Source organism: Ensifer meliloti (assembly GCF_030064585.1).
GTDB classification, from domain to species: domain Bacteria; phylum Pseudomonadota; class Alphaproteobacteria; order Rhizobiales; family Rhizobiaceae; genus Sinorhizobium; species Sinorhizobium meliloti.
In genome coordinates, this window is sequence record NZ_CP120365.1 from 2,477,993 (window position 1) to 2,502,739 (window position 24,747).

At 63.4% G+C, this 24,747-nt stretch carries 22 protein-coding genes; 12 read left to right on the plus strand and 10 right to left on the minus strand.

Annotated features, from left to right (window positions below; genetic code table 11):
* Positions 1-99 precede the first annotated feature (99 nt).
* The 5 genes from PZL22_RS18810 to PZL22_RS18830 form a co-directional block, all read right to left on the minus strand.
* Positions 100-1,059 carry a 2-hydroxyacid dehydrogenase gene (locus PZL22_RS18810; RefSeq protein ID WP_003531961.1) on the minus strand — a complete coding sequence of 320 codons (960 nt, stop codon included), beginning with the start codon at positions 1,057-1,059 and terminating at the stop codon, positions 100-102.
* A 10-nt stretch (positions 1,060-1,069) separates the two neighbouring features.
* On the minus strand, positions 1,070-2,698 hold the full coding sequence (locus PZL22_RS18815; protein WP_003531960.1) for an ABC transporter ATP-binding protein: 1,629 nt from the start codon (positions 2,696-2,698) through the stop codon (positions 1,070-1,072).
* Positions 2,699-2,706: 8 nt separating this feature from the next.
* Positions 2,707-3,840, minus strand: a complete 1,134-nt coding sequence (locus tag PZL22_RS18820; protein ID WP_003531959.1) for an ABC transporter permease — start codon at positions 3,838-3,840, stop codon at positions 2,707-2,709.
* Positions 3,840-4,922 carry a microcin C ABC transporter permease YejB gene (locus PZL22_RS18825; RefSeq protein ID WP_003531958.1) on the minus strand — a complete coding sequence of 361 codons (1,083 nt, stop codon included), beginning with the start codon at positions 4,920-4,922 and terminating at the stop codon, positions 3,840-3,842. The genes PZL22_RS18820 and PZL22_RS18825 overlap by 1 nt, the downstream gene beginning before the upstream one ends.
* A 180-nt stretch (positions 4,923-5,102) precedes the next feature.
* Complete coding sequence (locus PZL22_RS18830) at positions 5,103-6,962, minus strand: extracellular solute-binding protein (RefSeq protein ID WP_003531957.1); 1,860 nt, start codon at positions 6,960-6,962, stop codon at positions 5,103-5,105.
* Positions 6,963-7,254: 292 nt separating this feature from the next.
* Between PZL22_RS18830 and mepA the strand changes: the two genes are divergently transcribed.
* From mepA to PZL22_RS18860, 6 genes are all read left to right on the plus strand, one after another.
* Complete coding sequence (gene mepA / locus PZL22_RS18835; RefSeq protein WP_284718531.1) at positions 7,255-8,322, plus strand: penicillin-insensitive murein endopeptidase; 1,068 nt, start codon at positions 7,255-7,257, stop codon at positions 8,320-8,322.
* 120 nt (positions 8,323-8,442) lie between these two features.
* Positions 8,443-8,823: a methylglyoxal synthase gene (locus PZL22_RS18840; protein WP_003531955.1), complete on the plus strand. Its 381-nt coding sequence runs from the start codon at positions 8,443-8,445 to the stop codon at positions 8,821-8,823.
* 61 nt (positions 8,824-8,884) lie between these two features.
* Positions 8,885-9,904, plus strand: a complete 1,020-nt coding sequence (locus PZL22_RS18845; protein WP_003531954.1) for a glucokinase — start codon at positions 8,885-8,887, stop codon at positions 9,902-9,904.
* A gap of 108 nt (positions 9,905-10,012) precedes the next feature.
* Entirely contained in the window at positions 10,013-11,818 is a 1,806-nt protein-coding gene (locus PZL22_RS18850; RefSeq protein WP_003531944.1) for an ABC transporter ATP-binding protein, read from the plus strand.
* A 17-nt stretch (positions 11,819-11,835) separates the two neighbouring features.
* Positions 11,836-12,654, plus strand: a complete 819-nt coding sequence (gene dapB, locus PZL22_RS18855) for a 4-hydroxy-tetrahydrodipicolinate reductase (protein WP_003531943.1) — start codon at positions 11,836-11,838, stop codon at positions 12,652-12,654.
* A 30-nt stretch (positions 12,655-12,684) separates the two neighbouring features.
* A complete protein-coding gene (locus PZL22_RS18860; RefSeq protein ID WP_003531941.1) occupies positions 12,685-13,320 on the plus strand; it encodes a 2,3-bisphosphoglycerate-dependent phosphoglycerate mutase in 636 nt (211 codons plus the stop codon).
* A 429-nt stretch (positions 13,321-13,749) separates the two neighbouring features.
* Here the strand turns inward: PZL22_RS18860 and PZL22_RS18865 are convergent, their stop codons facing one another.
* Together PZL22_RS18865 and PZL22_RS18870 are read right to left on the minus strand one after the other, a co-directional pair.
* Positions 13,750-14,622: a methylated-DNA--[protein]-cysteine S-methyltransferase gene (locus PZL22_RS18865; RefSeq protein WP_003531939.1), complete on the minus strand. Its 873-nt coding sequence runs from the start codon at positions 14,620-14,622 to the stop codon at positions 13,750-13,752.
* Positions 14,623-14,698: 76 nt separating this feature from the next.
* On the minus strand, positions 14,699-15,196 hold the full coding sequence (locus PZL22_RS18870; RefSeq protein WP_003531937.1) for a DUF2244 domain-containing protein: 498 nt from the start codon (positions 15,194-15,196) through the stop codon (positions 14,699-14,701).
* A gap of 22 nt (positions 15,197-15,218) precedes the next feature.
* Here PZL22_RS18870 and nth point away from each other — a divergent pair, with 22 nt between their 5' ends.
* Positions 15,219-16,010, plus strand: coding sequence for an endonuclease III (gene nth, locus PZL22_RS18875; RefSeq protein ID WP_003531935.1), 792 nt, complete (start codon positions 15,219-15,221; stop codon positions 16,008-16,010).
* A 76-nt stretch (positions 16,011-16,086) separates the two neighbouring features.
* Here the strand turns inward: nth and PZL22_RS18880 are convergent, their stop codons facing one another.
* On the minus strand, positions 16,087-16,680 hold the full coding sequence (locus PZL22_RS18880) for a TetR/AcrR family transcriptional regulator (RefSeq protein ID WP_003531933.1): 594 nt from the start codon (positions 16,678-16,680) through the stop codon (positions 16,087-16,089).
* A gap of 67 nt (positions 16,681-16,747) precedes the next feature.
* On the opposite strand from PZL22_RS18880, the gene PZL22_RS18885 reads away from it, so the two are divergent.
* The 3 genes from PZL22_RS18885 (at position 16,748) to PZL22_RS18895 (ending at position 18,859) form a co-directional block, all read left to right on the plus strand.
* Positions 16,748-17,173 (plus strand): VOC family protein, encoded by a 426-nt coding sequence (locus PZL22_RS18885; protein ID WP_010968401.1) that lies wholly within the window; start codon positions 16,748-16,750, stop codon positions 17,171-17,173.
* A gap of 140 nt (positions 17,174-17,313) precedes the next feature.
* A complete protein-coding gene (locus PZL22_RS18890; RefSeq protein ID WP_003531931.1) occupies positions 17,314-18,306 on the plus strand; it encodes an adenosine kinase in 993 nt (330 codons plus the stop codon).
* Positions 18,307-18,343: 37 nt separating this feature from the next.
* Positions 18,344-18,859, plus strand: coding sequence for a P-loop nucleotide/nucleoside kinase family protein (locus PZL22_RS18895; protein ID WP_003531930.1), 516 nt, complete (start codon positions 18,344-18,346; stop codon positions 18,857-18,859).
* Positions 18,860-18,879: 20 nt separating this feature from the next.
* On the opposite strand, the gene PZL22_RS18900 is transcribed toward PZL22_RS18895, so the two are convergent.
* Positions 18,880-19,383, minus strand: a complete 504-nt coding sequence (locus PZL22_RS18900) for an SH3 domain-containing protein (RefSeq protein WP_227692134.1) — start codon at positions 19,381-19,383, stop codon at positions 18,880-18,882.
* 252 nt (positions 19,384-19,635) lie between these two features.
* On the opposite strand from PZL22_RS18900, the gene PZL22_RS18905 reads away from it, so the two are divergent.
* Positions 19,636-20,640, plus strand: a complete 1,005-nt coding sequence (locus tag PZL22_RS18905; protein ID WP_003531928.1) for a 2-hydroxyacid dehydrogenase — start codon at positions 19,636-19,638, stop codon at positions 20,638-20,640.
* Positions 20,641-20,780: 140 nt separating this feature from the next.
* Here PZL22_RS18905 and polA read toward each other — a convergent pair whose 3' ends face one another.
* A complete protein-coding gene (gene polA, locus PZL22_RS18910; RefSeq protein WP_003531927.1) occupies positions 20,781-23,795 on the minus strand; it encodes a DNA polymerase I in 3,015 nt (1,004 codons plus the stop codon).
* A gap of 473 nt (positions 23,796-24,268) precedes the next feature.
* Between polA and PZL22_RS18915 the strand changes: the two genes are divergently transcribed.
* Positions 24,269-24,712, plus strand: a complete 444-nt coding sequence (locus PZL22_RS18915; RefSeq protein ID WP_003531925.1) for a MarR family winged helix-turn-helix transcriptional regulator — start codon at positions 24,269-24,271, stop codon at positions 24,710-24,712.
* The last annotated feature ends 35 nt before the right edge of the window (positions 24,713-24,747 follow it).

Sequence of the window (24,747 nt, forward strand, 5' to 3'; positions counted from 1 at the left end):
TCCCCTCTCCCCGCATGCGGGGAGAGGGTTAGGGTGAGGGGCGGTCGTCCCCGCGTGCGGGGAGAAGGTTAGGGTGAGCGGCGATCGCTGCGCGCCTAATCAGTAGCCGGCTACCTTATCCACTACATGCTCCAGGGGCAGCCCGCTCTCGAAGCGCGCGATCTGGTGCTCCACATGCACGAAGAGCGCCCTGACGTCGGACGAGGCGGCGACATGCGGCGTCACATAGACGTTCGGCAAGTCCCAGAAGCGGCTTTCCGGGGAGAGCGGCTCCCGTTCGAAGACATCGAGCGAGGCGCCTCCCAGAACACCGGAATCGAGGCACTCCAGGATGTCGGCCTCGACCTGGCTGCCGCCTCGACCGGCATTGATAAAAACGGGCGCGCCGAACGGCCCGTTCCGGCTGAGCTTGGCGAAGAGGGTGGCGTTGAAGATACCCCTGGTATCCGGCGTCAGCGGCAGCAGGCCGACGAGAAAATCCGTCCTGCCGAGGAATGCGTCCAGTCCGGCGGCGTCGTAGGTCTCAACACCCTCGATCACCCGCTTGCTTCGCGACCAGCCGATCACCTTGAAGCCCATCATGGCAAGCTTGCGGGCGGCGTCTTGGCCGAGCACGCCCATGCCCATGATGCCGACGGTCACGTCGGCTGCTTCCGGCTGGCTGAGGTCGCGCCATTCGTGCTTCTTTCCCAGTGCCTCGTAGGCGCGGTGCTGGCGAAGATGCAGGAGGCACTGCATCACCACCCACTCGCTCATCCTTGTCGTCAGCGTCCGGTCGACGAAGCGCACCAGCGGCACGTCGGGCAGGCCCGGCAGCGTCAGCACGTGGTCCACGCCGGCGCCGCCGGAAAAGACCACCTTGAGGTCGGGTGCGCGGGAGAAGAGGTCGGGCGCGGATTTCCAGACCACCGCATAGTCGATGCCGGAGAGGTCACGCTCCTGATGCGCCGGGTCGGCGAGATCGATCACCTCGCGGCCGGGAAAGGCGCCCGCAAGGGCGGCTTCGACCTCCTCGGGAATGAATTTCAGGTCGACGATCACGGGGCTCTTGGCGGACATGGGCGCAACTCTACTGATGAACGGCGGCGAGATTGACCGCTTCGAGATTGAAGGCGGCGGCCATCAGCGCCTTGGTATAGTCTTCCGTCGGTGCCTCGAAGATGCGCCCGGCGGGTCCCTGTTCAACGACCTTGCCGAGCCGCATGACGATCACCTCGTTGGCGAGCGCGCGCACGACCTTGAGGTCGTGGCTGATGAAGAGATAGGCGAGATTGTGCTTGCGCTGGAGATCGCGCAGGAGATCGACCACCTGGGCCTGCACGCTCATGTCGAGGGCGGAGGTCGGCTCGTCGAGCATGACGAACTGGGGCTTCAGCACCATCGCCCGGGCGATCGCGATGCGCTGGCGCTGACCGCCGGAAAATTCATGCGGATAGCGCCAGCGCGTTGCGGGATCGAGGCCGACCTCTTCCAGTGCTGCGGCGACGCGCTGGTCGCGCTCGCCGTCCGTCAGCGCCTTCTCGTGGATCTTCAATCCCTCGCCGATAATATCGGCGATCGACATGCGCGGGCTCAGCGATCCGTAAGGATCCTGGAAGACCACCTGCATCCGGTTTCTGAGCGGCCGCATCTCGCGGAAACTGTAGGCGTCGATGTCTTCCCCGACGAAGGCGATCCGGCCTTTGGACGAAATCAGCCGCGTCAGCGCAAGGCCAAGCGTCGTCTTGCCGGAACCGGACTCGCCGACCACGCCCAGCGTCTGACCGGCGCGGAGCGTCAGGTCGATGCCGTCCACCGCCTTGACGTGGTCGACCACCCGGCGCAGGAAGCCCGCCTTGATGGGAAACCAGACCTTCATATCCTTGGCTTCGATCACGATCGGCCTCGAGGCATCCGAGGGCGGCGGTTCGCCCCGCGGCTCGGAGGCAAGCAGGTGGCGGGTGTAGGCGTGCTGCGGATTGGCGAAGATCTCGGCGGTCGGCCCGGTCTCGACGATCTTGCCCTTTGTCATCACGCAGACCCGATCGGCGATCTTGCGGACGATGCCGAGGTCGTGGGTGATGAACAGCATGGACATGCCGTGCTCGTCCTTGAGCGACTTCAAAAGCTCGAGGATCTGCGCCTGCACCGTGACGTCGAGCGCCGTGGTCGGCTCGTCGGCGATCAGGAGCTCCGGACGGTTGGCAAGCGCCATGGCTATCATCACGCGCTGGCGCTGGCCGCCCGAGAGCTGATGCGGGTAGGCCCCGAGGCGCTTTTCCGCCTCGCGGATGCCGACCTGTTCCAGGAGCTCCAGCGTTCTCGCGCGGGCGGCCGCACCCTTGAGGTCCTGATGGATCTCCAGGATTTCGCCGATCTGCTGCTCGATCGTGTGCAACGGATTGAGCGACGTCATCGGCTCCTGGAAGATCATCGTGACGTCGTTGCCGCGAACATGCCTGAGCTCGTCGTCGCTCGCCTTCAGAAGGTCCTTCCCGTTGAAGAGGATTTCGCCGCTCGGATGGCTTGCGGCGGGGTAGGGCAGGAGCTTCAGGATCGAGTTGGCGGAGACCGATTTGCCCGAGCCGGACTCCCCGACCAGCGCCACGGTCTCGCCGCGCTTGATGTCGAAGGAGATGCGGTCGACCGCAAGCGACGTTTCGCCGCCCTGGTGAAAGGCGACGGAGAGGTCGCGCACGGAGAGGAGAGTATCTGTCATCGTCGCGCTCACCGGAAGGTCTTTCTCGGGTCGAAGGCGTCGCGCGTCGCTTCGCCGACGAAGATCAAAAGCGACAGCATGATCGACATGGCGAAGAAGGCGGTCAGCCCCAGCCAGGGCGCCTGCAGGTTGGACTTGCCCTGCGCGATCATCTCGCCGAGCGACGGGGAACCCGGAGGCATGCCGAAGCCGAGAAAGTCGAGCGAGGTCAGCGTGGTGATCGAGCCCGAAAGAATGAAGGGCAGGAAGGTAAGCGTCGCCACCATCGCGTTCGGCAGCAGGTGCCGGTACATGATAGTGCCGTTGCCGACGCCTAGCGCGCGCGCCGCGTTGACATATTCGAAATTGCGGGCGCGCAGGAATTCGGCCCTGACGACGCCGACGAAGCCGACCCACGAAAAGAGCAGCATGATGCCGAGCAGGATAAAGAAGCCCGGCGGCAGGATGGCGGCGATGATGAGCAGGATGTAGAGCACCGGCATCGAGGACCAGATCTCGATGAAACGCTGCATGAGCAGATCCGTCCAGCCGCCGAAATAGCCCTGCACGGCACCGGCCGAAACGCCGATGACCGCCGAGGCGATTGTCAGCGCGAGACCGAAAAGGACCGAGATGCGAAACCCGTAGATCATCCGCGCCATCACGTCGCGCGCCTGGTCGTCGGTGCCGAGCCAGTTCAGGTTGCCGGCTATGCATCCGGGATCATCGGCCCCTTGCGGGTAGGCGGAGCAGCGCTCCTCCTCGCTCATCAGCCAGAAGGGCGGCGTGGGCGCCGAATGGGGGATGCTGGAGTTGACCGTCTGGTAGGAATAGCGGATCGGCGGCCAGATCATCCAGCCGTTCGCCCCGATCTCGTCGCGGATGAAGTCGGAGCGATAGTCGGTTTCGGCGAGGAAGCCGCCGAATTTCTCTTCCGGATAATCGAACAGCACCGGGACCAGGATCTCGCCCTTATAGGAGGCGAGGATCGGCTTGTCGTTGGCGATGAACTCGGCAAACAGGCTGAGGCCGAAGAGGAGGAGGAAGAGCCAGAGGGACCAGTAGCCGCGGCGGTTGGCCTTGAAGTTCTGCCAGCGGCGGCGCCCGATCGGCGTAAGCCAGCCCTTTTCCGGCGCGCCGGCATAGGCGGTAGCGGTGCTCATCAGACGTCCCTCCGCTCGAAATCGATGCGCGGGTCGACCCAGGTATAGATGAGGTCGGAGACGAGGCTCACGACAAGCCCCATCAGCGAGTAGATGAAGAGGGTCGCGAAGACGATCGGATAGTCGCGCTTGACGACCGCGTCATAGCCGAGCCGCCCCAGCCCATCGAGCGAGAAGATGTATTCGATGAGCAGCGAGCCGGTGAAGAAGGCGGAGATGAAGGCGCCGGGAAAGCCCGCAATGATGATCAGCATCGCGTTGCGGAACACATGTCCGTAGAGAACGCGCCGCTCGGTCAGACCCTTGGCCCGCGCCGTCGTCACATATTGCTTCTTGATCTCGTCGATGAAGGAATTCTTGGTGAGCAGCGTGGTGGTCGCGAAGGCGGAGAGCAGAAGCGTGATCAGCGGCAGCGTCATGTGCCAGAAATAATCGATTATCTTCTCGTACCAGGAAAGCTGATCGAAATTGTCCGAGACCAGGCCGCGCAAGGGGAACCAGTCGAAGAAGGATCCGCCGGCAAAAAGCACGATCAGGAGAATGCCGAAGAGGAAACTCGGCACCGCATAGCCGACGATGATGACGCCCGAGGTCCAGACGTCGAAGGTCGAACCGTCGGAGACCGCTTTCTTGATGCCGAGCGGGATCGAGATGGCATAGGAAAAAATGAGGATCCAGACCCCGAGCGAGATCGAAACCGGCATTTTCTGGATGATGAGGTCGATGACCGGCGTATTGCGGAAGAAGCTCTCGCCGAAGTCGAAGCGCATATAGTCCCACATCATGGTGACGAAGCGCTCGAGCGGCGGCTTGTCGAAGCCGAACTGTTTCTCAAGCTTGGCGATGAAATCGGGATCGAGCCCTTGCGCCCCGCGATACTGCCCGCCGTCGCCACCGCCGACAGGCATGAGGTCGCCGGCATTGCCGGAAAGCCTGTCAGAGCCTGCCGCGTTCGTGAGGTCGGAGATCACCTGTTCCACCGGCCCGCCCGGCGCAAACTGCACGACGGCGAAGGAGATCGCCATGATGCCGACGATCGTCGGGATCATCAGCAGGAGCCGGCGCAGGATATAGGCACCCATCAGGCGAACCTCTGGATCGACGAATTGCTGGCGAAGCAGACCGGCGCAGCGTCGACTGGAATTGCTCTAATGTGCCTCAAATCCTGCATCTCCCAGCGGCTGCGGCCTCTGCGGAGCCGTTCGTGTTTCGTGATTCGTTTCCCGCATTTGGAATCGAGAGAGCGCCTGAGCGCAAGAGCTTCATTTTGCAGCCGTGTTTTTCGACCACCACGCATCCGGGAAATCCATCCCGTAATAGGGAAGCTCCTTCGGGCGGGCCAGGTGGTTCCAGTAGGCAACGCGCAAGGCCTTCGAGTAGAAGAGCGGCACGACGTAGTGATGCGCGAGAAGGACGCGGTCGAGTGCCCGTGTCGTCGCGACCAGCTCTTCGCGGTTCGGCGCGAAGACAATTCTCCGGATAAGTTCGTCGATCGCCGGATCAGCGATGCCGGCATAGTTCCTTGATCCCGGCTGGTTGACTGAGGCCGAACCCCAATAGTCGCTCTGTTCGTTGCCGGGCACAAGCGTTTGCGCCCAGATGCCGTAGATCATGTCATAGTCATAACTTCTGACGCGGTTGGTGTATTGCGAGTCGTCGACGGTGCGGATGCGAGCATCTATCCCGATCTTCCTCACGCTGTTCACGAACGGTGTGACCGTACGCTCGAAGGTAGGATTGGACAGAAGGATCTCGAAGCTGAACGGCTCGCCGGTCTTCGCGTTCACCAATCGGCTGCCCTTCAGTTCGTAACCCGCCTCCTTGAAGAGTGCGAGCGCCTTGCGCAAGTTGTCGCGCACCTTTTGCGGATCGCCGTTGACAGGGTTCTTGTAGGGCGTGGTGAAAACGGCGGCAGGAACCTTGTCTTTCAGTTCTTCAAGGATTTCTTTCTCGCGCCCTTCTGGCAAGCCGGAGGAGGCAAGCTCCGTGCCCCAGAAATAACTGTCGACGCGCTGAAACGCATTGTGTGCGAGGCTGCGATTCAGATCCTCGAAGTCGAAGGCATAGTTCAACGCCTGGCGCACCCGCTGGTCCTTGAATTTTTCGCGGCGCATATTGGGCACGAAGGCCTGCATTATGCCGGTAGCACGCAGCGGGTTTTCAATTTCCTCTCGGATCACCCGGCCGTCCTTCATTGCCGGAAAGTCGTAGGCCGTGGCCCAATGGCTTGCGCTGTTGTCCTGATAGAAATCGACATTGCCGGCACGGAAGGCCTCGAACTGCACGCTCCTGTCGCTGAAGAAGGCGTAATTGATGGTGCGGAAATTATATCGGCCGACATTCACGTTGAGATCCTTGCCCCAATAGTCGTCCCGCAATTCGAAGCGGATCGAGCCGCCCGCCTGGAACGAGGCGATCTTATAGGGGCCGGAGCCCATGACCGGCTCCAGCGTCGTGCGGCTGATATCGCGCTTGCTGCCCTTGGCGTCCTGCCCTTCCCACCAGTGCTTCGGCAGGATCGGAAACTGGCCGAGAATGTTCGGCAGTTCGTGGTTATTCTTCTCGTCGAAACGGAAGGTGACGTCGCGCTCGCCTGTCTTTTCCGCCGAAATCACGTGGCGGTAGTAGTTGGAAAAAAGCGGATTGTGCTCTTTCACCATATCGAAGGAGAAGACGACATCCTCCGGCGTCACCGGTTTGCCGTCTGCCCACTTGGCCTCTGCCCGCAGGCGAAAAGTGGCGGAGGAAATATCGTCCGGATATGAGATGCCCTCTGCGAGCAGGCCGTAGGAGGTGGTGATCTCGTCCTCGGCGGATTTCAGGAGTGTTTCGAAGACCAGCGAAGAAACGCCCGTTGCCACCTCGCCCTTGGCGAGGATCGGGTTGAACGAGTCGAACGTCCCGCTCTCCGAGAGCCGCAGTTCTCCGCCCTTTGGAGCATCCGGGTTGACGTAATCGAAGCGCGCGAAGCCGTCCTTGTATTTGGGTTCTCCGATCGACGACGTAGCGTGGTGCCAGACGGGTTGTTCCTCGGCATTGGACGCAGGAGGAAGGAGGAGAAGCGCTGCTGTCAGAAGCGAGGCCGCGAGGCCAGGCTTCACGGTCCTGCAGAAGTTTGGCATCCGGCCGGTACCCCTTTTTTGTCTCAATGTTCTTTTTTAACGAACATAGGCGAAATCAGGGCAATTGACAGGACTTGCCCAAAATCAGGCGAAATTCTTCGGTCACATCCCGGTGAGTCGCAAGGCTGCTGCAACCGCGGCGAATCAGGATAGGAGAGGGCAGCGGACTGAGGACGCCGCGCGTCCTGTCAGAGGCGCAGAGGTCGCTGCAACGCTTCAGGTTGCTGCATGTTTTGTCCTTTGATCGGGACGAGCAAGAAAACATGCAGCAAGCAAGGTCATGGGGAATGGAATGAAATTTGATGCGCGTGCTGCGCTTCGGCGCTGCGGTTCGACCGTCCTGGCTCTGATCATGGGGGTGAGCCTCGTCTCCGCCGAGGCGGCTGCGAACGACGCTCCCCCGGCCAAGGAGCTCTTCGGCGCCAAGGACTTGCCGATGCAGGCGGCGCCGGCTTCGTTCGGGTTCTACTCCAAGGGCTGCCTTGCCGGTGGGGTCGCCATCCCCACCGACGGCCCGACATGGCAGGCGATGCGCCTCTCGCGAAACCGCCGCTGGGGGCATCCCGCGATGATCGCGCTGATCGAGCGCTTCTCCCACGATGCCGTCGAGAAGATCGGCTGGCCCGGCCTTCTGCTCGGCGATATCTCGCAGCCGCGCGGCGGTCCGATGCTTTCGGGTCACGCTTCGCATCAGATCGGGCTCGATGCCGATATCTGGCTGACGCCGATGCCGCAAAGAATGCTGAGCTACCAGGAACGCGAGACGATTTCCGCGACGTCCATGCTCGACAAGAGCAAGTTCCTGACGGTCGATCCCTCCATCTGGACACCCTCTCACGCCCGGCTGATCATGATGGCGGCGAGCTACCCGCAGGTCGAACGGGTCTTCGTCAATCCCGCCATCAAGAAGAAGCTCTGCGACACCTGGCGCGGCGACCGCGCCGCACTCGGCAAGGTCCGGCCGATCTACGGCCACGACTATCACTTCCACATCCGGATCAAATGCCCTCCAGGTTCCAAGGGCTGCAAGGACCAGGCCGTGGTTCCGGCGGGTGACGGCTGCGACAGGTCGCTCGCCTGGTGGTTCACGGACGAGCCCTGGGCAAAGCCGAAGCAGAAACCCGGAGCGAAGCCGCCGAAGCCGAAATTCGCGAAGCTTGCCGATCTGCCGAAGGCCTGCGCGCTGGTGCTGAACGGCCCCGCACCCGCTTCCGAACAGGAGGCTACCTACGGCACCGCCTATCGCGCCCCTGCCGCAATTCCCGCTGCCGCGACCAGCATAGAGGCCGTGATCGAGGCGGCCGGCGAAGCGCCCCTCGCAAACATTCCGGTACCCTCGCCGCGGCCCGGGCTGCAATAGCGCCTTTGCAAATTCACGGTGCTCATGTATAGGCCCTTCAAATCGATTTAAACGGTTCGTTTGCGCGCGCCAATCGAGCCGCCCAACCGCTCCATGTACTTTCGCCGAGGGGGCTCTCGCATGGCAGATCGGAAATGTCTCGCCCTGATCGCCCATGATCAGAAGAAGGATGACCTCGCGGCTTTTGCAAAGGCGAACGAGGCGGTCCTGTCCAAGTGGAAGATCGTCGCCACGGGGACCACCGGCGGCCGTGTTCTCGACGTGTGTCCGGCGCTCGACATCGTCCGGTTGAAGAGCGGTCCGCTCGGCGGCGACCAGCAGATAGGCGCGCTGATCGCCACGGGCGACGTGGACTGCCTGATCTTCTTCGTCGATCCGTTGACGGCCATGCCGCACGACGTCGACGTCAAGGCACTGATGCGCCTGGCGATCGTCTATGACATCCCAATGGCGCTCAACCGCGCGACTGCCGAGCAGTTGATCGACTTCAGGCGCAACTGATACATAATCCCGGGACCTTCACGCCGCGACACGCACACCGCGACCAGGACGGACTTCTTCCATGCCCAATGCGAGTGAACACAGCTTTCCCTTTCCGATCCTGATCGGCGACATCGGCGGCACCAATGCCCGCTTCGCACTGCTCACCGACGCCTACGGCGAACCGAAGCAGTTGGCCCCGATCAGAACGGGCGATTTCGCCACGATCGAGGAGGCGATGCAGAAAAGCATCCTCGACAAGACCTCCGTCCAGCCGCGCTCGGCGATCCTCGCCGTGGCCGGGCCGATCAAGGGCGACGAGATACCGCTGACGAATGCCGGCTGGGTGATTCGCCCGAAGGACATGCTGGCGAGCCTCGGGCTGGAGGATGTGCTGGTCATCAACGACTTCGAGGCCCAGGCGCTCGCCATCGCCGCGCCGGCCGATCAGGATGTCGTTCAGATCGGCGGCGGCGCCGTCCGGCCCTTCCATTCGCGCGTCGTGCTCGGCCCGGGAACAGGTCTGGGCGTCGCCGGACTGGTCTATGCGCAGCATACCTGGATACCCGTGCCCGGCGAGGGCGGTCATGTCGATATAGGTCCCCGGACGGAGCGCGACTTCCGGATCTGGCCCTTCCTCGAACCGATCGAGGGACGCATGGCCGGCGAGCAGATCCTGTGTGGCCGCGGCATCATGAATCTCTATCGCGCGGTCTGCGCGGCCAATGGCGAGGAAGCGGCTCTTGCGGATCAGGCGGCAGTGACGACGAGCGCGCTCTCCGGCGTCGATGCGGCGGCGGTCGAAACCGTGTCGCTCTTTGCGACCTATCTCGGGCGCGTTGCCGGCGACATGGCGCTGATCTTCATGGCGCGCGGCGGCGTATTCCTTGCCGGCGGCATTTCGCAGAAGATACTGCCGGCACTGACGAAGCCCGAATTTCGGGCTGCCTTCGAGGACAAGGCGCCGCATTCGGCATTGATGCGGACGATTCCGACCTTCGCCGTCATTCACCCCATGGCGGCGCTCTCCGGCCTCGCGGCCTTTGCCCGCACGCCGAGGGACTTCGGTGTTGCAATGGAGGGACGCCGTTGGAGAAGGTGACGCTGCGGCCGGCGCAGAGACTCGCCAAAACGGCAGCAAAGCACTATAGAGCCCCCGAAAGCGATGCCGGGGTGCGGTACGCGAGCGGGCTCAGGGAAGACGGGCTTATTGAACGCCAAGGATAGAAACAAGCGCGCAGTCGATTCCGAAACGATCACGGGAATCCTCAAGCGCGTCATCGCCGAAAACGGCCGCGACCACATTCGCGGCTATGCTTTCGCAATCGCATGCCTTGTCGTGGTGGCGGCGACGACCGGCTTCACCGCCTGGATCATGGAGGCGGTCGTCAACGAGGCTTTCGCCAACAGGCGCGCCGACATCGTGCTCCTGATCTGCGGTGCGATCTTCGCCGCCTTCGTCCTCAGGGGGCTTGCGACCTACGGGCAGGCGGTCGCCCTTTCCAAGATCGGCAACAACATCGTGGCGCGCTATCAGCGCCGGCTTTATGCGCATCTGATGGCGCTCAGCGTCGGCTATTTCCACGAGCACCGCTCGGCCCAGCTCGCCGCCAAAGTCAGCCAGAACGTCAGCGGCATCCGCGACGTGCTCAACATGACGGTCACGTCTATCGCCCGCGACCTCCTGACACTGATCGGCCTGGTCGTGGTCATGTTCAGCAAGGACTGGCTCCTGTCGTTGATCGTCTTCTTCGTCGCACCGCCATTGCTCCTCGGGCTCCGCTACATTTCCAGGCGCCTGCGCCTGGCGACGCGCGAGGCCGTCGAGGTCAACAGCCGGGTTCTCGGCGCCATGCAGGAGACGATCCAGGGCATCACCATCGTCAAGGCCTTCACGATGGAGAACGAATTGCGGCGCAAGGTCGAGTCGATCATCGATCGTGCCGAGAACCGGGCAAACCGCATCGCGCGCCTGAGCGAGCGCACGGCGCCGATGACCGAGACCTTCGCGGGACTGGCGATCTCCAGCGTGCTTGCCTATGCGGCCTTCCGCACGATCTATCACAACGTGCCGCCCGGAGCGTTCTTCGCCTTCGTCACCGCCCTGCTCATGGCCTATGATCCGGCTCGGCGTCTGGCGCGCCTGCAGGTTTCGATGGAGCGCGCGGCCGTCAATGCCCGCATGATCTACGAGATTCTCGACACGGTGCCGCACCAGCGCGACCGTCCGGACGCCACCGAGCTGAGGCTCGGCGAGGCGACCGTCGAATTGCGCGACGTGCGCTTCGCCTATGGCACCGGCGAGGAGATCCTCAAAGGCGTCAGCTTCCGTGCGGAGGGCGGCAAGACCACTGCGCTCGTCGGCCCCTCGGGTGCCGGCAAGTCGACGATCATCAGCCTGATCCCGCGCTTCTACGATCCCCTGTCCGGCGAGATCCTGATCGACGGCCAGAATATCGCCGGCGTCACAAAGCAGTCGCTCCGTGCCGGCCTCGCCTATGTCTCGCAGCAGCCCTATCTCTTCGAAGGCTCGATCCGCGACAACATCCGCTACGGCCGGCCCGATGCGACCGATGACGAGATCGAGGAAGCGGCGCGGCTGGCCTACGCGCATGATTTCATCCTGGCGCAGCCGCAGGGCTATGACACGCCCGTCGGCGAGCATGGCGTGACGCTTTCCGGCGGCCAGCGTCAGCGCCTGTCGATTGCCCGCGCACTCGTCCGCAACGCGCCCGTCCTGCTTCTGGACGAGGCGACTTCGGCGCTCGACACCGAGTCGGAAGCCGCCGTTCAGAAGGCACTCGAAGAGGCGATGAGCGGCCGCACCGTGATCGTCATCGCGCACAGGCTCTCCACCGTCGTGAATGCCGACAAGATCGTCGTCATGAAGGAAGGCATCGTCGTCGAGGAAGGCTCCCATGAGGAGCTTGCGCGGCGTCCGGACGGTCTTTACGCTCGCCTCCACAATCTCCAGGGCAGCGGAGCGGATACGGTCGCCGAGGCACAGATCCTGTAGCACAAGGGAATTGCACGATGAACGAAACGGACATGAAGCTCGTTGTGGTCGGCGCGGCCGGCCGTATGGGCCAGACATTGATCCGGATCATTCACGAGACCGCCGGCGTGCGCCTTCATGCCGCGATCGAGCGGACCGGCTCGCCGTTTATCGGCCGCGATGCCGGCGAGCTTGCCGGCGCCGGCCCGATGGGGGTCGCCGTTACCGACAAGCCGCTCGAAGCCTTCGTCGAGGCCGAAGGCGTCCTCGATTTCACGGCGCCCGCCGCCACGGTGGAATTCGCCGGCCTCGCGGCGCAGGCGCGCATCGTCCACGTCGTCGGCACGACCGGCTGCTCGGCGGATGACGAGGCGAGGATCCGCGCCGCCGCCCGTCACGCCCGCGTCATCAAGTCGGGCAATATGAGCCTTGGCGTCAACCTGCTCGGCATGCTCACGGAAAAGGCGGCGCGTGCGCTTCCGGCCGGGGGGTGGGACATAGAGATCCTCGAAATGCACCACAAACACAAGGTCGATGCGCCCTCGGGCACGGCGCTGCTTCTCGGCGAAGCGGCGGCCAGGGGGCGCGGCATCGATCTTGCGGATCACTCCGTGCGGGTCCGCGACGGCCACACCGGTGCGCGGCCCGAAGGGTCAATCGGCTTTGCGACGCTCCGCGGCGGCTCCGTCATCGGCGAGCACTCGGTTGTGATTGCCGGAGAGGGTGAAATGGTCACCCTTTCGCACAGTGCGACCGACCGCTCCATCTTCGCCCGCGGCGCCGTCGCTGCCGCCCTCTGGGGGCGGAGCCGGAAGCCAGGCTTCTACTCCATGCTCGACGTTCTCGGGCTCGACTGACATCCGATAATTCACAAAGAGGAAATCGAAATGAGCGGCACCCTCGTCCTTGTCCGGCACGGCCAGAGCGACTGGAACCTGAAGAACCTCTTCACCGGCTGGCGCGATCCCGACCTCACCGAACTCGGCATCGAGGAGGCAAAGGCCGGCGGCAAGGCGCTTGCCGATTACGGCATCAAATTCGACATCGCCTTCACCTCCGTCCTCATCCGGGCCCAGCGTACCTGCCAGCTCGTCCTCGACGCCGTCGGCCAGTCGTCGCTCGAAACGATCCGCGACCAGGCCCTGAACGAGCGCGACTACGGCGACCTCTCCGGTCTCAACAAGGACGATGCGCGGGCGAAATGGGGCGAAGAGCAGGTCCATATCTGGCGCCGCTCCTACGACGTGCCGCCGCCCGGCGGCGAGAGCCTGCGCGACACCGGCGCGCGCGTCTGGCCCTATTACCTGACCGACATCCTGCCGCGCGTGCTTTCGGGCGAGAAGGTGCTCGTCGCCGCCCATGGCAACTCGCTGCGCTCCCTCGTCATGGTGCTGGACAAGCTGACCAAGGAGCAGATCCTCAAGCTCAATCTCGCGACCGGCGTGCCGATGGTCTACAAGCTGAACGCGGATTCGACCGTCGCTTCGAAGGAAGTGCTCGGCGATATGTCCGGGGCGCATTGAGGCACACATCTCTTGCGGGCTGGTGCGGCGGATACTGCTGATGAATGGATCCCGGGATCCCTCGGGAACCCAACCGCCCTAACCTCCCTCGGTCGTCATCCTCGAGATCTGCCCTTTGCAGACCTGGCGGGTTCGAGGGAAGGGATTGCCCCTCAACCGGCTGCCGCCACCTTCTCCCCGCAGGCGGGGAGAAGGGATATGCCGCGCCCGCTCGCTCCCTTGAGCGGGCGGTGAATGCGAGGTTCAGTCGGCGCCGCTTGTCCCTTCGCCCCGCTTGCGGGGAGAAGGTGCCGGCAGGCGGATGAGGGGCAATCTACTGCATGTTTCCTTTAATCGTATCCGATTAAAGGACAAAAACATGCAGCAGATCAAAGTGCTACAGCGACCTTTGCGCGTCTGATAAGACGCGCGGCGCTGTAGGGCAACCCCTCAAGCCTTCCCCGCCTCCCAGCCGAGGATCGCGCGCTTGCGCGTCAATCCCCAGTGATAGCCGGTGAGATCGCCGGTCTTGCCGAGCGCACGATGGCAGGGCACGACGAAGGAGATCGGGTTGCGCCCGACCGCGGCGCCGACCGCACGCGAGGCCGTCGGCTGGCCGAGGTTTTCGGCGATCCTGGAATAGGTCGTGGCCTTGCCGAGCGGAATCTGCAGCAGGGTCTGCCATACGCGGATCTGGAAATCCGAACCGATCAGGAAAATCCGGAGCGGTTCTTCCGCGCACCAGCGGTCGGGGTCGAAAATGCGTGCCGCATAGCGCGCCGTCGCCGCGCTGTCCTCGACATAGGTGGCGTTCGGCCACCGGGCGGCCATGTCTTCGAAGCTCGCGCGCTCCTCGCCCGAATCGGCGAAGGCAAGGCCGGCGAGGCCGCGATCGGTCACCATCACCAGGGCCGTGCCGAAGGGCGAGGGGTGAAAGCCGTAGCGGATGGTGAGGCCGGCGCCGCGCGCCTTCCACTCGCCGGGCGACATGGCCTCATGGGTGACGAAGAGATCGTGCAGCCGGCTCGGACCTGAAAGACCGACCTCGATGCTGGTCTCGAGCAACGGCATGTCCTCCTGGCGCAGGAGGCGCTTGGCGTGATCGAGGGTGACCGCCTGCAGGAAGGCCTTCGGCGAAAGACCGGCCCAACGGGTGAAGACCTTCTGGAGCTGCGTCGGCGACTGGCCGAGGCGCCGGGCGAGCGACTCGAGCGACGGCTGCTCGCGATAATCTTCGGTCAGCATCGCGATCACACGCCGGACCGTGTCGTAGTCGGTGCCTTCCGGGGTGATGTCGGTGGGAATGGATGTAACGACGTTCATGATCATCTCCTTGTGCCACAGATAATCATGCGGGCGATCCTATAACCACCCGATTCTTGTCGGTCGGCCGGCCGGCTCAGCGCGACCTGGCGGTCGCCAGCGCCCGTGCGAAGGCGGCGGCGAAGGTTTCGCGGTCGTCGCGGTTGAGGAAGGAGCCGATATCGGTCTGCCGGCCGCCGCCACTGATCTTCATCGACACGATGCCGATCTCCTGATGACGCTTGATGCTGAAGCGCGCCCAGAAGGTGTTGAAGCGGTGTTCGATCATCCTCCCCGACGGCGCGAACTTCCTGACCGAAACGTCGGTGCGCGAAACGCTGACCTCCTCGCGGGCCCGCGCAGCGTGGTAGTTGAGCCAGAAGGCACCGAAGAGCAGGATCAAATCGAGGCCGAAGAAAAAGACGATCGGCCAGGCGCCGATGACCAGAAACACGACGATGTGCATCAGGCTCATGATGCCGGCGATCATCAGTAAAATCTTGAAGCCCCTGTATCCCAGCGAGCGGTAGGGGGTGAGTTCGGCCGCAAAGATCGGCTCGTCATCGATGTTTGGCGCGGCGTTGCCTTTGATCATGACCCTTGACTATAGATGCAGCATGAAAAACGTGAAGCTCAAATCGCCACCACAAGAGCCAAAGCCGGCGAAAGCGACAACGCGCCGCACGGGAGGCCGCACGGGGCCACGCAGTGCCTACCGCACCGCGGAAGTCGAGGAAATCTTCCGCCGCTTTTCGGTGCAGCGTCCGGAGCCGGAGGGCGAGCTCGAGCACGTCAATCCGTTCACGCTCGTCGTGGCGGTCGCTCTCTCGGCGCAGGCGACGGATGCCGGCGTCAACAAGGCGACCCGGCAGCTCTTCGCTGTCGCCGATACGCCGGAGAAGATGCTGGCGCTCGGCGAGGAACGGGTTCGCGACTATATCAAAACGATCGGCCTCTACCGCAACAAGGCGAAAAACGTCATCGCCCTCTCCGAGAAGCTCATCACCGACTTCGGCGGCGAGGTGCCGCGCACGCGCGAGGAGCTCGTGACGCTGCCCGGCGTCGGGCGAAAGACCGCCAATGTCGTGCTCTCCATGGCCTTCGGTCAGCCGACGATGGCCGTCGACACCCATATCTTCCGCATTGCCAACCGCATCCGTCTTGCGCCGGGCAAGACGCCGGACGAGGTGGAAGCGCACCTCCTGCGGGTGATCCCCGAGCACTATCTGTTCCATGCCCATCACTGGCTGATCCTGCACGGCCGTTATGTCTGCAAGGCGCGCCGGCCGGAATGCGAGCGCTGCGTGATAGCGGACCTCTGCAAATCGCCGGAAAAGACCTGCGATATCCCGGCCCCGCTCGTGGAATTGCCGCCGCAGGCGATCTCCGTCGCCGCCAGATCACGATGATTTCAGGTCGGGTCGACCTAAAATCACGGGCGGAAAACCGCACACACTTTTCCTCATCCGATCTCAATCACTTTCCTCATTGAGCGATCAGGCGGTCGATCAGCCTGTCGATGGCGTAAGCATAGTCGGCCCGTGCAGCGCCCGCATCGATCTCGAGCGCAGCGCGGTCGAAGGCGGCGGACAACAGGAATGCCATCGCCTTGACCGTCTTCTCCTCCAGGCGGTGCGGAGCCATGGCGGCGGCGAGGCCTTCCTCCAGCGTTCTGCCGCCATGGGCGGCGTCGAGAGCCGCCATTTCGGTGACGCCCAGCACGGCCGGCCCGTCGAGCAACAGCAGGCGTACCCTGCCCGGAACAGCCATGGCGTCGAAATAGGCCGCCGCTCCTGCAAGCAGTGCCTCGCGGGGTGGGAGGGGAGCACCGGCCAATTGCTCGATCATCGCCGCGACCTCACGTGCTTCCCGTTCTACGATCGCCCGAAACAGCGCCTTCTTGTCCTCGAAGTGATGATAGAGCGCGCCGCGCGTAAGCCCGGCTGCGGCAACGATGTCCGGCGTCGCGGTTTCGGCGTAGCCCCTGGAGACGAAGAGCGCGCGTGCGGCATCGAGGATCGCCGTGCGGGTTGCATCGGAGCGCTCCCGGTTGGAGCGTCTTGTTTCTCTCTGTTGCATACATGCAGCCTGTATGTTATTGAAGGATACATGCAGATTGTATGTGATCGAACAACGGAGGGAAAGGATGAAATCCACAAGCTATTATCCGGTGATCATGACGCAGGACGTTCGGCAGACGGCGGACTTCTACGTCAGGCATCTAAGCTTCGAGGCGCTTTTCGTAAGCGATTGGTACATGCACCTCCAGTCGACCGAGAACGAACATGTGACGCTCGCGGTCCTCGATTACCGTCATGAGACGGTGCCCGAACGGCACCGGGCGCCGGTGCAGGGCCTGCTCCTGAATTTCGAGGTGGAAGATCCCGATCGGCTCTATACCCAGATGCGTGAAGCGGGCCTGCCCATCCTCAAGCCGATCTGCGACGAAGACTTCGGCCAGCGTCATTTCATCACGGCCGATCCGAACGGCGTGATGATCGACATCATCAAGCCGATCCCGCCGAGCGCCGAGTTCGCCGCCGCCTATGACGCAAAGGCGTTGCCGACGTGATCGTCGGCATCCCCGGAATTTCCGCTGCATACGGGAGCCTTACTGCATTTGAAAAGATGCATAACGCTGTTGCGTCTTCCAAATGGCCGGAAAACCGCTATTAACGAACACCGGTCACTAAGGAAACCCGGACGGAGTTCATGGCAAAATACGACGTTCTGACGATCGGCAACGCGATCGTCGATATCATTGCGCGCTGCGATGACAGCTTTCTCGAAGAAAACGGCATCATCAAGGGCGCGATGAACCTCATCAATGCCGATCGCGCCGAGTTGCTCTATTCGAGAATGGGACCGGCGGTCGAAGCCTCCGGCGGCAGCGCCGGCAATACGGCGGCAGGCGTCGCGAGCCTCGGCGGCCGCGCCGCCTATTTCGGCAAGGTCGCCGACGACCAGCTCGGCGAAATCTTCACCCATGACATCCGCGCACAGGGCGTCCATTTCCAGACGAAGCCGCTCGACGGCCATCCCCCGACGGCCCGCTCGATGATCTTCGTGACCGAGGACGGCGAGCGCTCGATGAACACCTATCTCGGCGCCTGCGTCGAGCTCGGCCCGGAGGATGTCGAGGACGACGTCGTCGCCCAGTCGAAGGTTACCTATTTCGAAGGCTATCTTTGGGACCCGCCACGCGCCAAGGATGCGATCCGCGAAGCGGCGCGCATCGCCCATGCCCATGGGCGGGAAACGGCGATGACGCTGTCCGACAGTTTCTGCGTGCATCGCTACCGGAGCGAGTTTCTCGAGCTCATGCGCTCGGGCACGGTCGATATCGTCTTCGCCAACCGGCAGGAGGCGCTCGCGCTTTACGAGACCGAGGACTTCGATCGCGCGCTCGAGCTGCTGGCCAAGGACTGCAAGCTTGCGGCGGTCACGCTGAGCGAGGAAGGCTCCGTCGTGGTGCGCGGCGCTGAGCGCGTACGCGTCGGTGCGAGCGTTCTGGAGCAGGTGGTCGACACCACCGGCGCCGGCGATCTCTATGCCGCCGGCTTCCTCTTCGGCTATACCAGCGGCCGCTCGCTCGAGGAGTGCAGCAAGCTCGGCAATCTGGCCGCCGGTATCGTCATTGGCCAGATCGGCCCGCGGCCGCTGGTCTCGCTTGCAACCGCCGCCCGGCAGGCAGCTCTCGTCTGAGGCTCTCGTCCGAGCGACGAATCGAAAGCACGCGTTGATGCTCATCATCTTGGGAGGCTTGCCCGGATCCGGGAAGACGACAATTGCTCGCGCTTTGGCGAAGCGATTACGCGCGGTGCATGTGCGCGTCGATACGATCGAGCAATGCATTCGGGCTTCGGGCGTACCGGGTTCCGTCGTCGGCGCCGCAGGATATGTAGCGGCCTACGGGGTGGCTGAAGACAACCTCACGCTCGGCCACACCGTCATCGCGGATTCCGTCAATGGCCTGGGTGTGACGCGAGCCGCCTGGCTCGCGGTAGCAGACCGGTCGGCGTCGCCGGCCGTCGAGTTGGAGGTCGTCTGCTCGGACAAGGCGGAACATCGCCGTCGCGCGGAAACCCGGCTTTCCGACGTACCGGGTCTGACGAAACCAACCTGGGAAGAGATCACCAATCGCGTTTACGAAGATTGGGGGTCGCGACCCTTCGTCATCGACACCGCGAAGAAGAGCCCCGACGAGCTCGTCGCCGAATTCATTTCGAAGCTCGAACGCCAAAAACCAGGGAGCTGACGCCGTCCCGCCCGAACCGCTTACTTGAAGGCCTCGCCGGGATAGGCGCCCCAGATCTCGCTCTGGGCAATCCAGCCTTCGACCCCTTGAGTTTCGGCGTGGCACCAGTCGCCGTTGCATTCGCCGATGTGCAGCATGACGCCTGGTTCGACGCGCGCGACGATCGACGCCGTCCCCTGCGGATCGCGCCGCATGTTGACGAAAACACCCTCTCCCTTGCTGCGCATCCACGGGGCCGCCAGCGCCGTGCGGTCGCCGGACAGAAGCGCCTGGTTGACCCAGCCCTCGGTTCCGTCGGCGTCGCGGATACGGCGCCAATTGTCATATTCCTGGATGATCTCGACAGGCACGCCGGATTTGAGATAGCGGAAAGCGACGGCATAGTCGACGCTCGGGCCGATTCTCAAGTTCACGCTTTTCGCCTTCAGGCTGACGAAGCGGGGGAGGGGAAGGCCGCTCGGCCCCTTCGCCGCCTGCGCCTGGGCGGTGCCGGCCGTCAAGACCACTCCGAGCAAGGCTGCCATCGTGAGGGTGGAAACTCGTGAAATGAAGTGACGCATGACGAAGCTCATCTTCCGAACGTAAGCAGGGCTTGGCGAAAGCCCTTGCGGTGCTGACCGGCCAGTCGCTTTCAAATCCCCGCACTTTTCAAATCCCCGCACGGGGCGGCGACTTTCAATTGTGTTCCCCACCGGGTCTGGTAGAAATTGCGGCTATGGGGAGAACTATCACCCGACTTGGTTAAGGACCCGTCAACGAGGGCGCCGCTCACAGCAATGACAAGCAAGAAAAAGCCAACGGTCTACATCACCCGCAAACTGCCGGATGTCGTCGAAACCAGGATGCGTGAGCTCTTCGACGCGGAGCTGAACATCGATGACACGCCGCGCAGCCAGCCGGAGCTGGTCGCCGCGGTCAAGCGGGCCGACGTGCTCGTGCCGACGGTGACGGACCGGATCGATGCGGCGCTGATCGAGCAGGCCGGGCCGCAGCTGAAGCTCATTGCCGCCTTCTCGAACGGCGTCGACAACATCGATGTGGATGCGGCCGCGCGCAAGGGCATAACCGTCACCAACACGCCGAACGTCCTGACCGAGGACACGGCCGACATGACCATGGCGCTGATCCTCGCGGTGCCGCGCCGGCTCGCCGAAGGTGCGCAGGTGCTGACCGACCGCAAGGGGGAGTGGGCCGGCTGGTCTCCCACCTGGATGCTGGGCCGGCGCATTGCCGGCAAACGCATCGGCATCGTCGGCATGGGGAGGATCGGCACCGCCGTCGCCCGCCGTGCCAAGGCTTTCGGGCTTTCGATCCACTATCACAATCGCCACCGCGTCAAACCGGAAACCGAGGAGATGCTGGAGGCGACCTATTGGGACAGCCTCGATCAGATGCTCGCCCGAGTCGACATCGTCTCCGTCAACTGCCCGTCGACGCCGGCGACCTATCATCTGCTCTCGGCCCGGCGGCTGGCGCTGATGCGGCCCGACAGTTACATCGTCAACACCGCGCGCGGCGGCATCATCGACGAGGCGGCGCTGATCAAGAGCCTCCGCGAAGGCAAGATCGCCGGCGCCGGGCTCGACGTGTTCGAGAACGAGCCGTCCGTCAATCCTAAGCTCATCAAGCTTGCCGGCGAGGGAAAGGTCGTGCTCCTGCCGCATATGAGCTCGGCGACGCTGGAAGGCCGTATCGACATGGGCGAGAAGGTGGTGATCAACATCCGCACCTTCTTCGACGGCCATCGCCCGCCGGACAGGGTCCTGCCGGGGCGGGACTGAACCTTGCGCGTCCGATAGGACGCGCAGCGCTGTAGGAAACGTATCGGAGAACTGCAGTCTCCTCTTACCTCATCCCTGTGACGAGCACAGGATGAGGTAATCGAACAAGCCGCTGCGGGTACCCCGAATCTCGACAGGCCTTAATGCGCCTCGTCCCAGTTGTGTGCCGCGCGCGCATCGACCTTGAGCGGCACCCTCATGTCGAGCGCGGGCATCGCGGCGTTCTCCATCACCGAGATGATCACCGGAATGGTCCGCTCGATCTCGCCATCCTCCACCTCGAAGATCAGCTCGTCATGGACCTGAAGCAGCATTCGCGCGGAGAGCTTCGCCGCTTCGAGTGCCGGTTCCATCTTGACCATGGCGCGGCGGATGATGTCGGCGGCCGAGCCCTGGATGGGGGCGTTGATCGAAGCGCGCTCGTTGAAGGCGCGCATCGACGGATTGGACGAGCGGATGTCCGGGTAGTGAGCCCGGCGGCCGAAGATCGTCTCGACATAGCCGTTCTCGCGGGCAAAGGCCTTGGTGTTCTCCATATAGTCCCGGATGCCGGGGAAGCGCTCGAAATAGCGTTTGATGTAATCCCCCGCCTCCGAACGCTCGATCGAAAGCTGGTTGGCGAGCCCAAAGGCGGAGATGCCGTAGATGATGCCGAAATTGATCGCCTTGGCGCGGCGGCGAATTTCGCTCGGCATGCCGTCCACCGGCACGCCGAACATTTCGGAAGCTGTCATCGCATGGATGTCGACGCCATCGGCGAAAGCCTGGCGCAGCTGCGGGATGTCGGCCACATGGGCGAGCACTCTCAGCTCGATCTGGCTATAGTCCGCCGAGACAAGCTTGTGTCCCGGCGTCGCCACGAAGGCCGTGCGGATCTTGCGGCCTTCGCCGGTCCTGATCGGAATGTTCTGCAGGTTCGGATCGGAGGAGGAAAGCCGCCCCGTCGTCGTCGCAGCCATTGCAAAGCAGGTGTGGACGCGCTTCGTCTCCGGGTGCACGAAGCCGGGCAGGGCGTCGGTATAGGTCGATTTCAACTTGGTCAGCTGCCGCCAGTCGACGATCTTGCGGGGCAAGTCGTGTCCGGCGGCCGCGAGGTCCTCGAGCACCTGCGCGGAGGTCGACCATTGCCCGGTCTTGGTCTTGGAGCCGCCCGGAAGACCCATCTTGCCGAAGAGAATGTCGCCGAGCTGCTTCGGCGAGCCGATGGTGAATGTCTCGCCGGCGAGGCGATAGATCTCGTCTTCGAGCGCCGCCGCCCCCTGCGCCAGCTCGCCGGAGAGGCGTGACAGAATCTGCCGGTCGACGGTTATGCCGCGTTCCTCCATCCCGGCAAGGACGGAGATCAGCGGCCGCTCCAGCCGCTCGTAGACGCGCGTCAACCCCTTGGCGGCGAGCCGGGGCTTCAGCACATGCCAAAGCCTCAGCGCGATATCCGCATCCTCCGCCGCATAGGCCGTCGCCTTGTCGATGTCGACGAAGTCGAAGGTGAGCGAAGACCGGCCGGTGCCGGTGACGTCCTTATAGGCGATCGGCGTGTGGCCAAGCCACCGCTCGGCAAGCGAATCCATGCCGTGGGCGCCGTTGCCGGCATCGAGCACATAGGACATCAGCATCGTGTCGTCGAAGCTTCGCATGGCGATGCCATGCCGCTTCATCACGAGGTAGCCGTATTTCAGGTTCTGCCCCACCTTCAGGACGGACGGGTCCTCCAACAGCTCCTTTAGCCGGCTTAGGGCCTCCCGGACCGGGACCTGGCTGTCGACAGGTCCACCCCCCAGGAGGTCGCTGACGCCGCTCTTATGGGCGAGCGGCACGTAGGCCGCCCTGATCCTCGAGCCCGAGGGGTCGTTCGCGTAATCGGCGACCGCGAGCGAAAAGCCGACGAGGTCGGCGCGCATGGCGTCGGGCGACGTCGCCTGGGTATCGAAGCCGACGAGCCCCGCCTCGCGGGCGTCTGCGATCCAACGCTCGAGCGTATCGATATCGCGGATGGTGCGACATCCGGAATGGTCGAACGGGGCTTTGCCGAAATAGGCCGCACGCGCCTCGGCGAGGCCGGTGGGCGTCGCGCCGGTCGTATCGGCATCCTGGCCGGACGAGAGGAACGAGACAGCCGCCCTGGCCGCATTTCCCCTAGGCGGCGTCGCGCTCGATGATTGCGGCGACGGCGGCGGGCCGCCGGCCTCTCCGACGTCTAAATCCGGCCCATGCGCTTGCGCGCCCCATTCGACCGGCACATGAGCCGGTTCGATCGCTTCTGCATCCGTATCCGTCGCCGCTGCGACGCGGCGCGTGAGCGTGGTGAATTCCATCGCCTTCAGGAATGCGATGAGCTTCGGGCCGTCCTGCGAATCGAGCCTGAAGTCCTCGGGCGGAACGTCGAGCGGCGTGTCTTTCTTCAGCGTCACGAGCTCACGCGAAAGGCGCGCCAGATCGGCATTGGCGATGATGGACTCGCGCCGCTTCTGCTGTTTGATCTCGCCGGCCCGCGCAAGCAGCGTGTCCAGATCGCCATACTCTTCGAGGAGCTGGGCTGCCGTCTTCGGCCCTATCCCGGGGATGCCCGGCACGTTGTCGGTCGAATCGCCGGTCATGGCCTGGAGATCGATCATCTTTTCCGGCGGCACGCCCCACTTTTCGATCACGTCCGGAACGGTGATCTGCTTGTCCTTCATGCTGTCGTACATTGACACCTTCGGCGTGACGAGCTGCATGAGGTCCTTGTCGGAGGAAACGATGGTCACGTCGGCGCCCGCCTCCTCGGCAAGCCGCGCATAGGTCGCGATGAGGTCGTCGGCCTCGTAGCCTTCCTTCTCGATGCAGGGCAGGTTGAAGGCGCGGGTGGCGTGGCGGATGAGCCCGAACTGCGGGATCAGATCCTCCGGCGGCGCTGTCCGGTTGGCCTTGTACTGGTCGTAGAGCCCGTTGCGGAAGGTCTTCGAGGAATAGTCGAAGATCACGGCCAGATGTGTCGGCGTCACGCCCACGGAGGTGTCGCGCGCGTCGGTCAAAAGCTTCCAGAGCATGTTGCAGAATCCCGCGACCGCATTGACGGGAAGTCCGTCCGACTTGCGGTTGAGCGGCGGGATGGCGTGGAACGCCCGGAAGATGAAGCCCGAGCCGTCGACGAGGAAGAGATGATCACCGTTTTTCATGCGGCCATGGATAGCGCGAGGCAGGGGAAAGGTCCATTGCGCTTTTCCCGCACTACCCTATTAAGTCGAGCGGCAAAGGCCTTGCCGGAGCCCCGAAGTTCGGCGCCGAACACTCACGCAAACGTTACGCATTTGTAATGCGCGATTCGGTCGGCCTATCCTTGAAATGCCACATTTCAATCCACAAATCATGTCGAGCGGCACTCATACAATGCCGTGAGTCTGGTGATTGGCCTGTCCCCCGCCCGCACCAGATGAGGACAAAGGCCTCATCCCCCTCTCCGGGCCTTTGTCCCGCTTTCAAAGAGCCGCCACGGCGCAGCCTCCGCGCCGTGGCGGTTTTTTTGTTGCCTTTGCCCGCCAGTCGAAAACGTATCGCCACGCAGTCTCAAATCCCCGTGAAGTCGGCGCAGTTCGGCTTCATTGCAGGCATTGTAACTTGTCTTCGTGCTCCTTCCCGCGTAGGCATAGGCATGGCCTTCAATCGTATGGAATCTGCGACTTACCTGGCCAGCTTGTTGGCGAGGGGTTTCTCGCGCGCCCTGCAGGAGCGCGGTCAGAAACTCGGCTTTGCTCCCGGGCAATTCCCGGTCCTCCTGGAATTATGGTCCGAGGAAGGGCTGACGCAGAGACAGCTTCTCGACCGGCTCGACATCGAGCAGGCAACCATGGCCAATACGCTCGCCCGAATGGAGCGCGACGGCCTTATCGTCCGCCGCAAGCATCCGAACGACAAGCGTTCGCAGCAGATATTCCTGACCGAACGAGCCCGTAAGATGGAGGCCGCTGCGAAGGAGGCCGCTGCAGCAGCGGAGCAGTCGCTGCTTTCCGGCTTTCGCCGCTTCGAGAAAGAACTCATGCTCCAATATATGCGCATGGCGCTCGCGAATACGGCGCGCCACGGCGACGCCTCCTGATTCTCTTCATCTGACAATTTATCGTTGCATCAAAA

Excerpts from the sequence above, each read along its gene's own strand:
- PZL22_RS18810 (WP_003531961.1), bottom strand. The coding sequence starts at position 1,059 with ATGTCCGCCAAGAGCCCCGTGATCGTCGACCTGAAATTCATTCCCGAG.
- PZL22_RS18815 (WP_003531960.1), bottom strand. The coding sequence starts at position 2,698 with ATGACAGATACTCTCCTCTCCGTGCGCGACCTCTCCGTCGCCTTTCAC.
- PZL22_RS18820 (WP_003531959.1), bottom strand. The coding sequence starts at position 3,840 with ATGAGCACCGCTACCGCCTATGCCGGCGCGCCGGAAAAGGGCTGGCTT.
- PZL22_RS18825 (WP_003531958.1), bottom strand. The coding sequence starts at position 4,922 with ATGGGTGCCTATATCCTGCGCCGGCTCCTGCTGATGATCCCGACGATC.
- PZL22_RS18830 (WP_003531957.1), bottom strand. The coding sequence starts at position 6,962 with ATGCCAAACTTCTGCAGGACCGTGAAGCCTGGCCTCGCGGCCTCGCTT.
- mepA (WP_284718531.1), top strand. The coding sequence starts at position 7,255 with ATGAAATTTGATGCGCGTGCTGCGCTTCGGCGCTGCGGTTCGACCGTC.
- PZL22_RS18840 (WP_003531955.1), top strand. The coding sequence starts at position 8,443 with ATGGCAGATCGGAAATGTCTCGCCCTGATCGCCCATGATCAGAAGAAG.
- PZL22_RS18845 (WP_003531954.1), top strand. The coding sequence starts at position 8,885 with ATGCCCAATGCGAGTGAACACAGCTTTCCCTTTCCGATCCTGATCGGC.
- dapB (WP_003531943.1), top strand. The coding sequence starts at position 11,836 with ATGAACGAAACGGACATGAAGCTCGTTGTGGTCGGCGCGGCCGGCCGT.
- PZL22_RS18860 (WP_003531941.1), top strand. The coding sequence starts at position 12,685 with ATGAGCGGCACCCTCGTCCTTGTCCGGCACGGCCAGAGCGACTGGAAC.
- PZL22_RS18865 (WP_003531939.1), bottom strand. The coding sequence starts at position 14,622 with ATGAACGTCGTTACATCCATTCCCACCGACATCACCCCGGAAGGCACC.
- PZL22_RS18870 (WP_003531937.1), bottom strand. The coding sequence starts at position 15,196 with ATGATCAAAGGCAACGCCGCGCCAAACATCGATGACGAGCCGATCTTT.
- nth (WP_003531935.1), top strand. The coding sequence starts at position 15,219 with ATGAAAAACGTGAAGCTCAAATCGCCACCACAAGAGCCAAAGCCGGCG.
- PZL22_RS18880 (WP_003531933.1), bottom strand. The coding sequence starts at position 16,680 with ATGCAACAGAGAGAAACAAGACGCTCCAACCGGGAGCGCTCCGATGCA.
- PZL22_RS18885 (WP_010968401.1), top strand. The coding sequence starts at position 16,748 with ATGAAATCCACAAGCTATTATCCGGTGATCATGACGCAGGACGTTCGG.
- PZL22_RS18890 (WP_003531931.1), top strand. The coding sequence starts at position 17,314 with ATGGCAAAATACGACGTTCTGACGATCGGCAACGCGATCGTCGATATC.
- PZL22_RS18895 (WP_003531930.1), top strand. The coding sequence starts at position 18,344 with ATGCTCATCATCTTGGGAGGCTTGCCCGGATCCGGGAAGACGACAATT.
- PZL22_RS18900 (WP_227692134.1), bottom strand. The coding sequence starts at position 19,383 with ATGGCAGCCTTGCTCGGAGTGGTCTTGACGGCCGGCACCGCCCAGGCG.
- PZL22_RS18905 (WP_003531928.1), top strand. The coding sequence starts at position 19,636 with ATGACAAGCAAGAAAAAGCCAACGGTCTACATCACCCGCAAACTGCCG.
- polA (WP_003531927.1), bottom strand. The coding sequence starts at position 23,795 with ATGAAAAACGGTGATCATCTCTTCCTCGTCGACGGCTCGGGCTTCATC.
- PZL22_RS18915 (WP_003531925.1), top strand. The coding sequence starts at position 24,269 with ATGGCCTTCAATCGTATGGAATCTGCGACTTACCTGGCCAGCTTGTTG.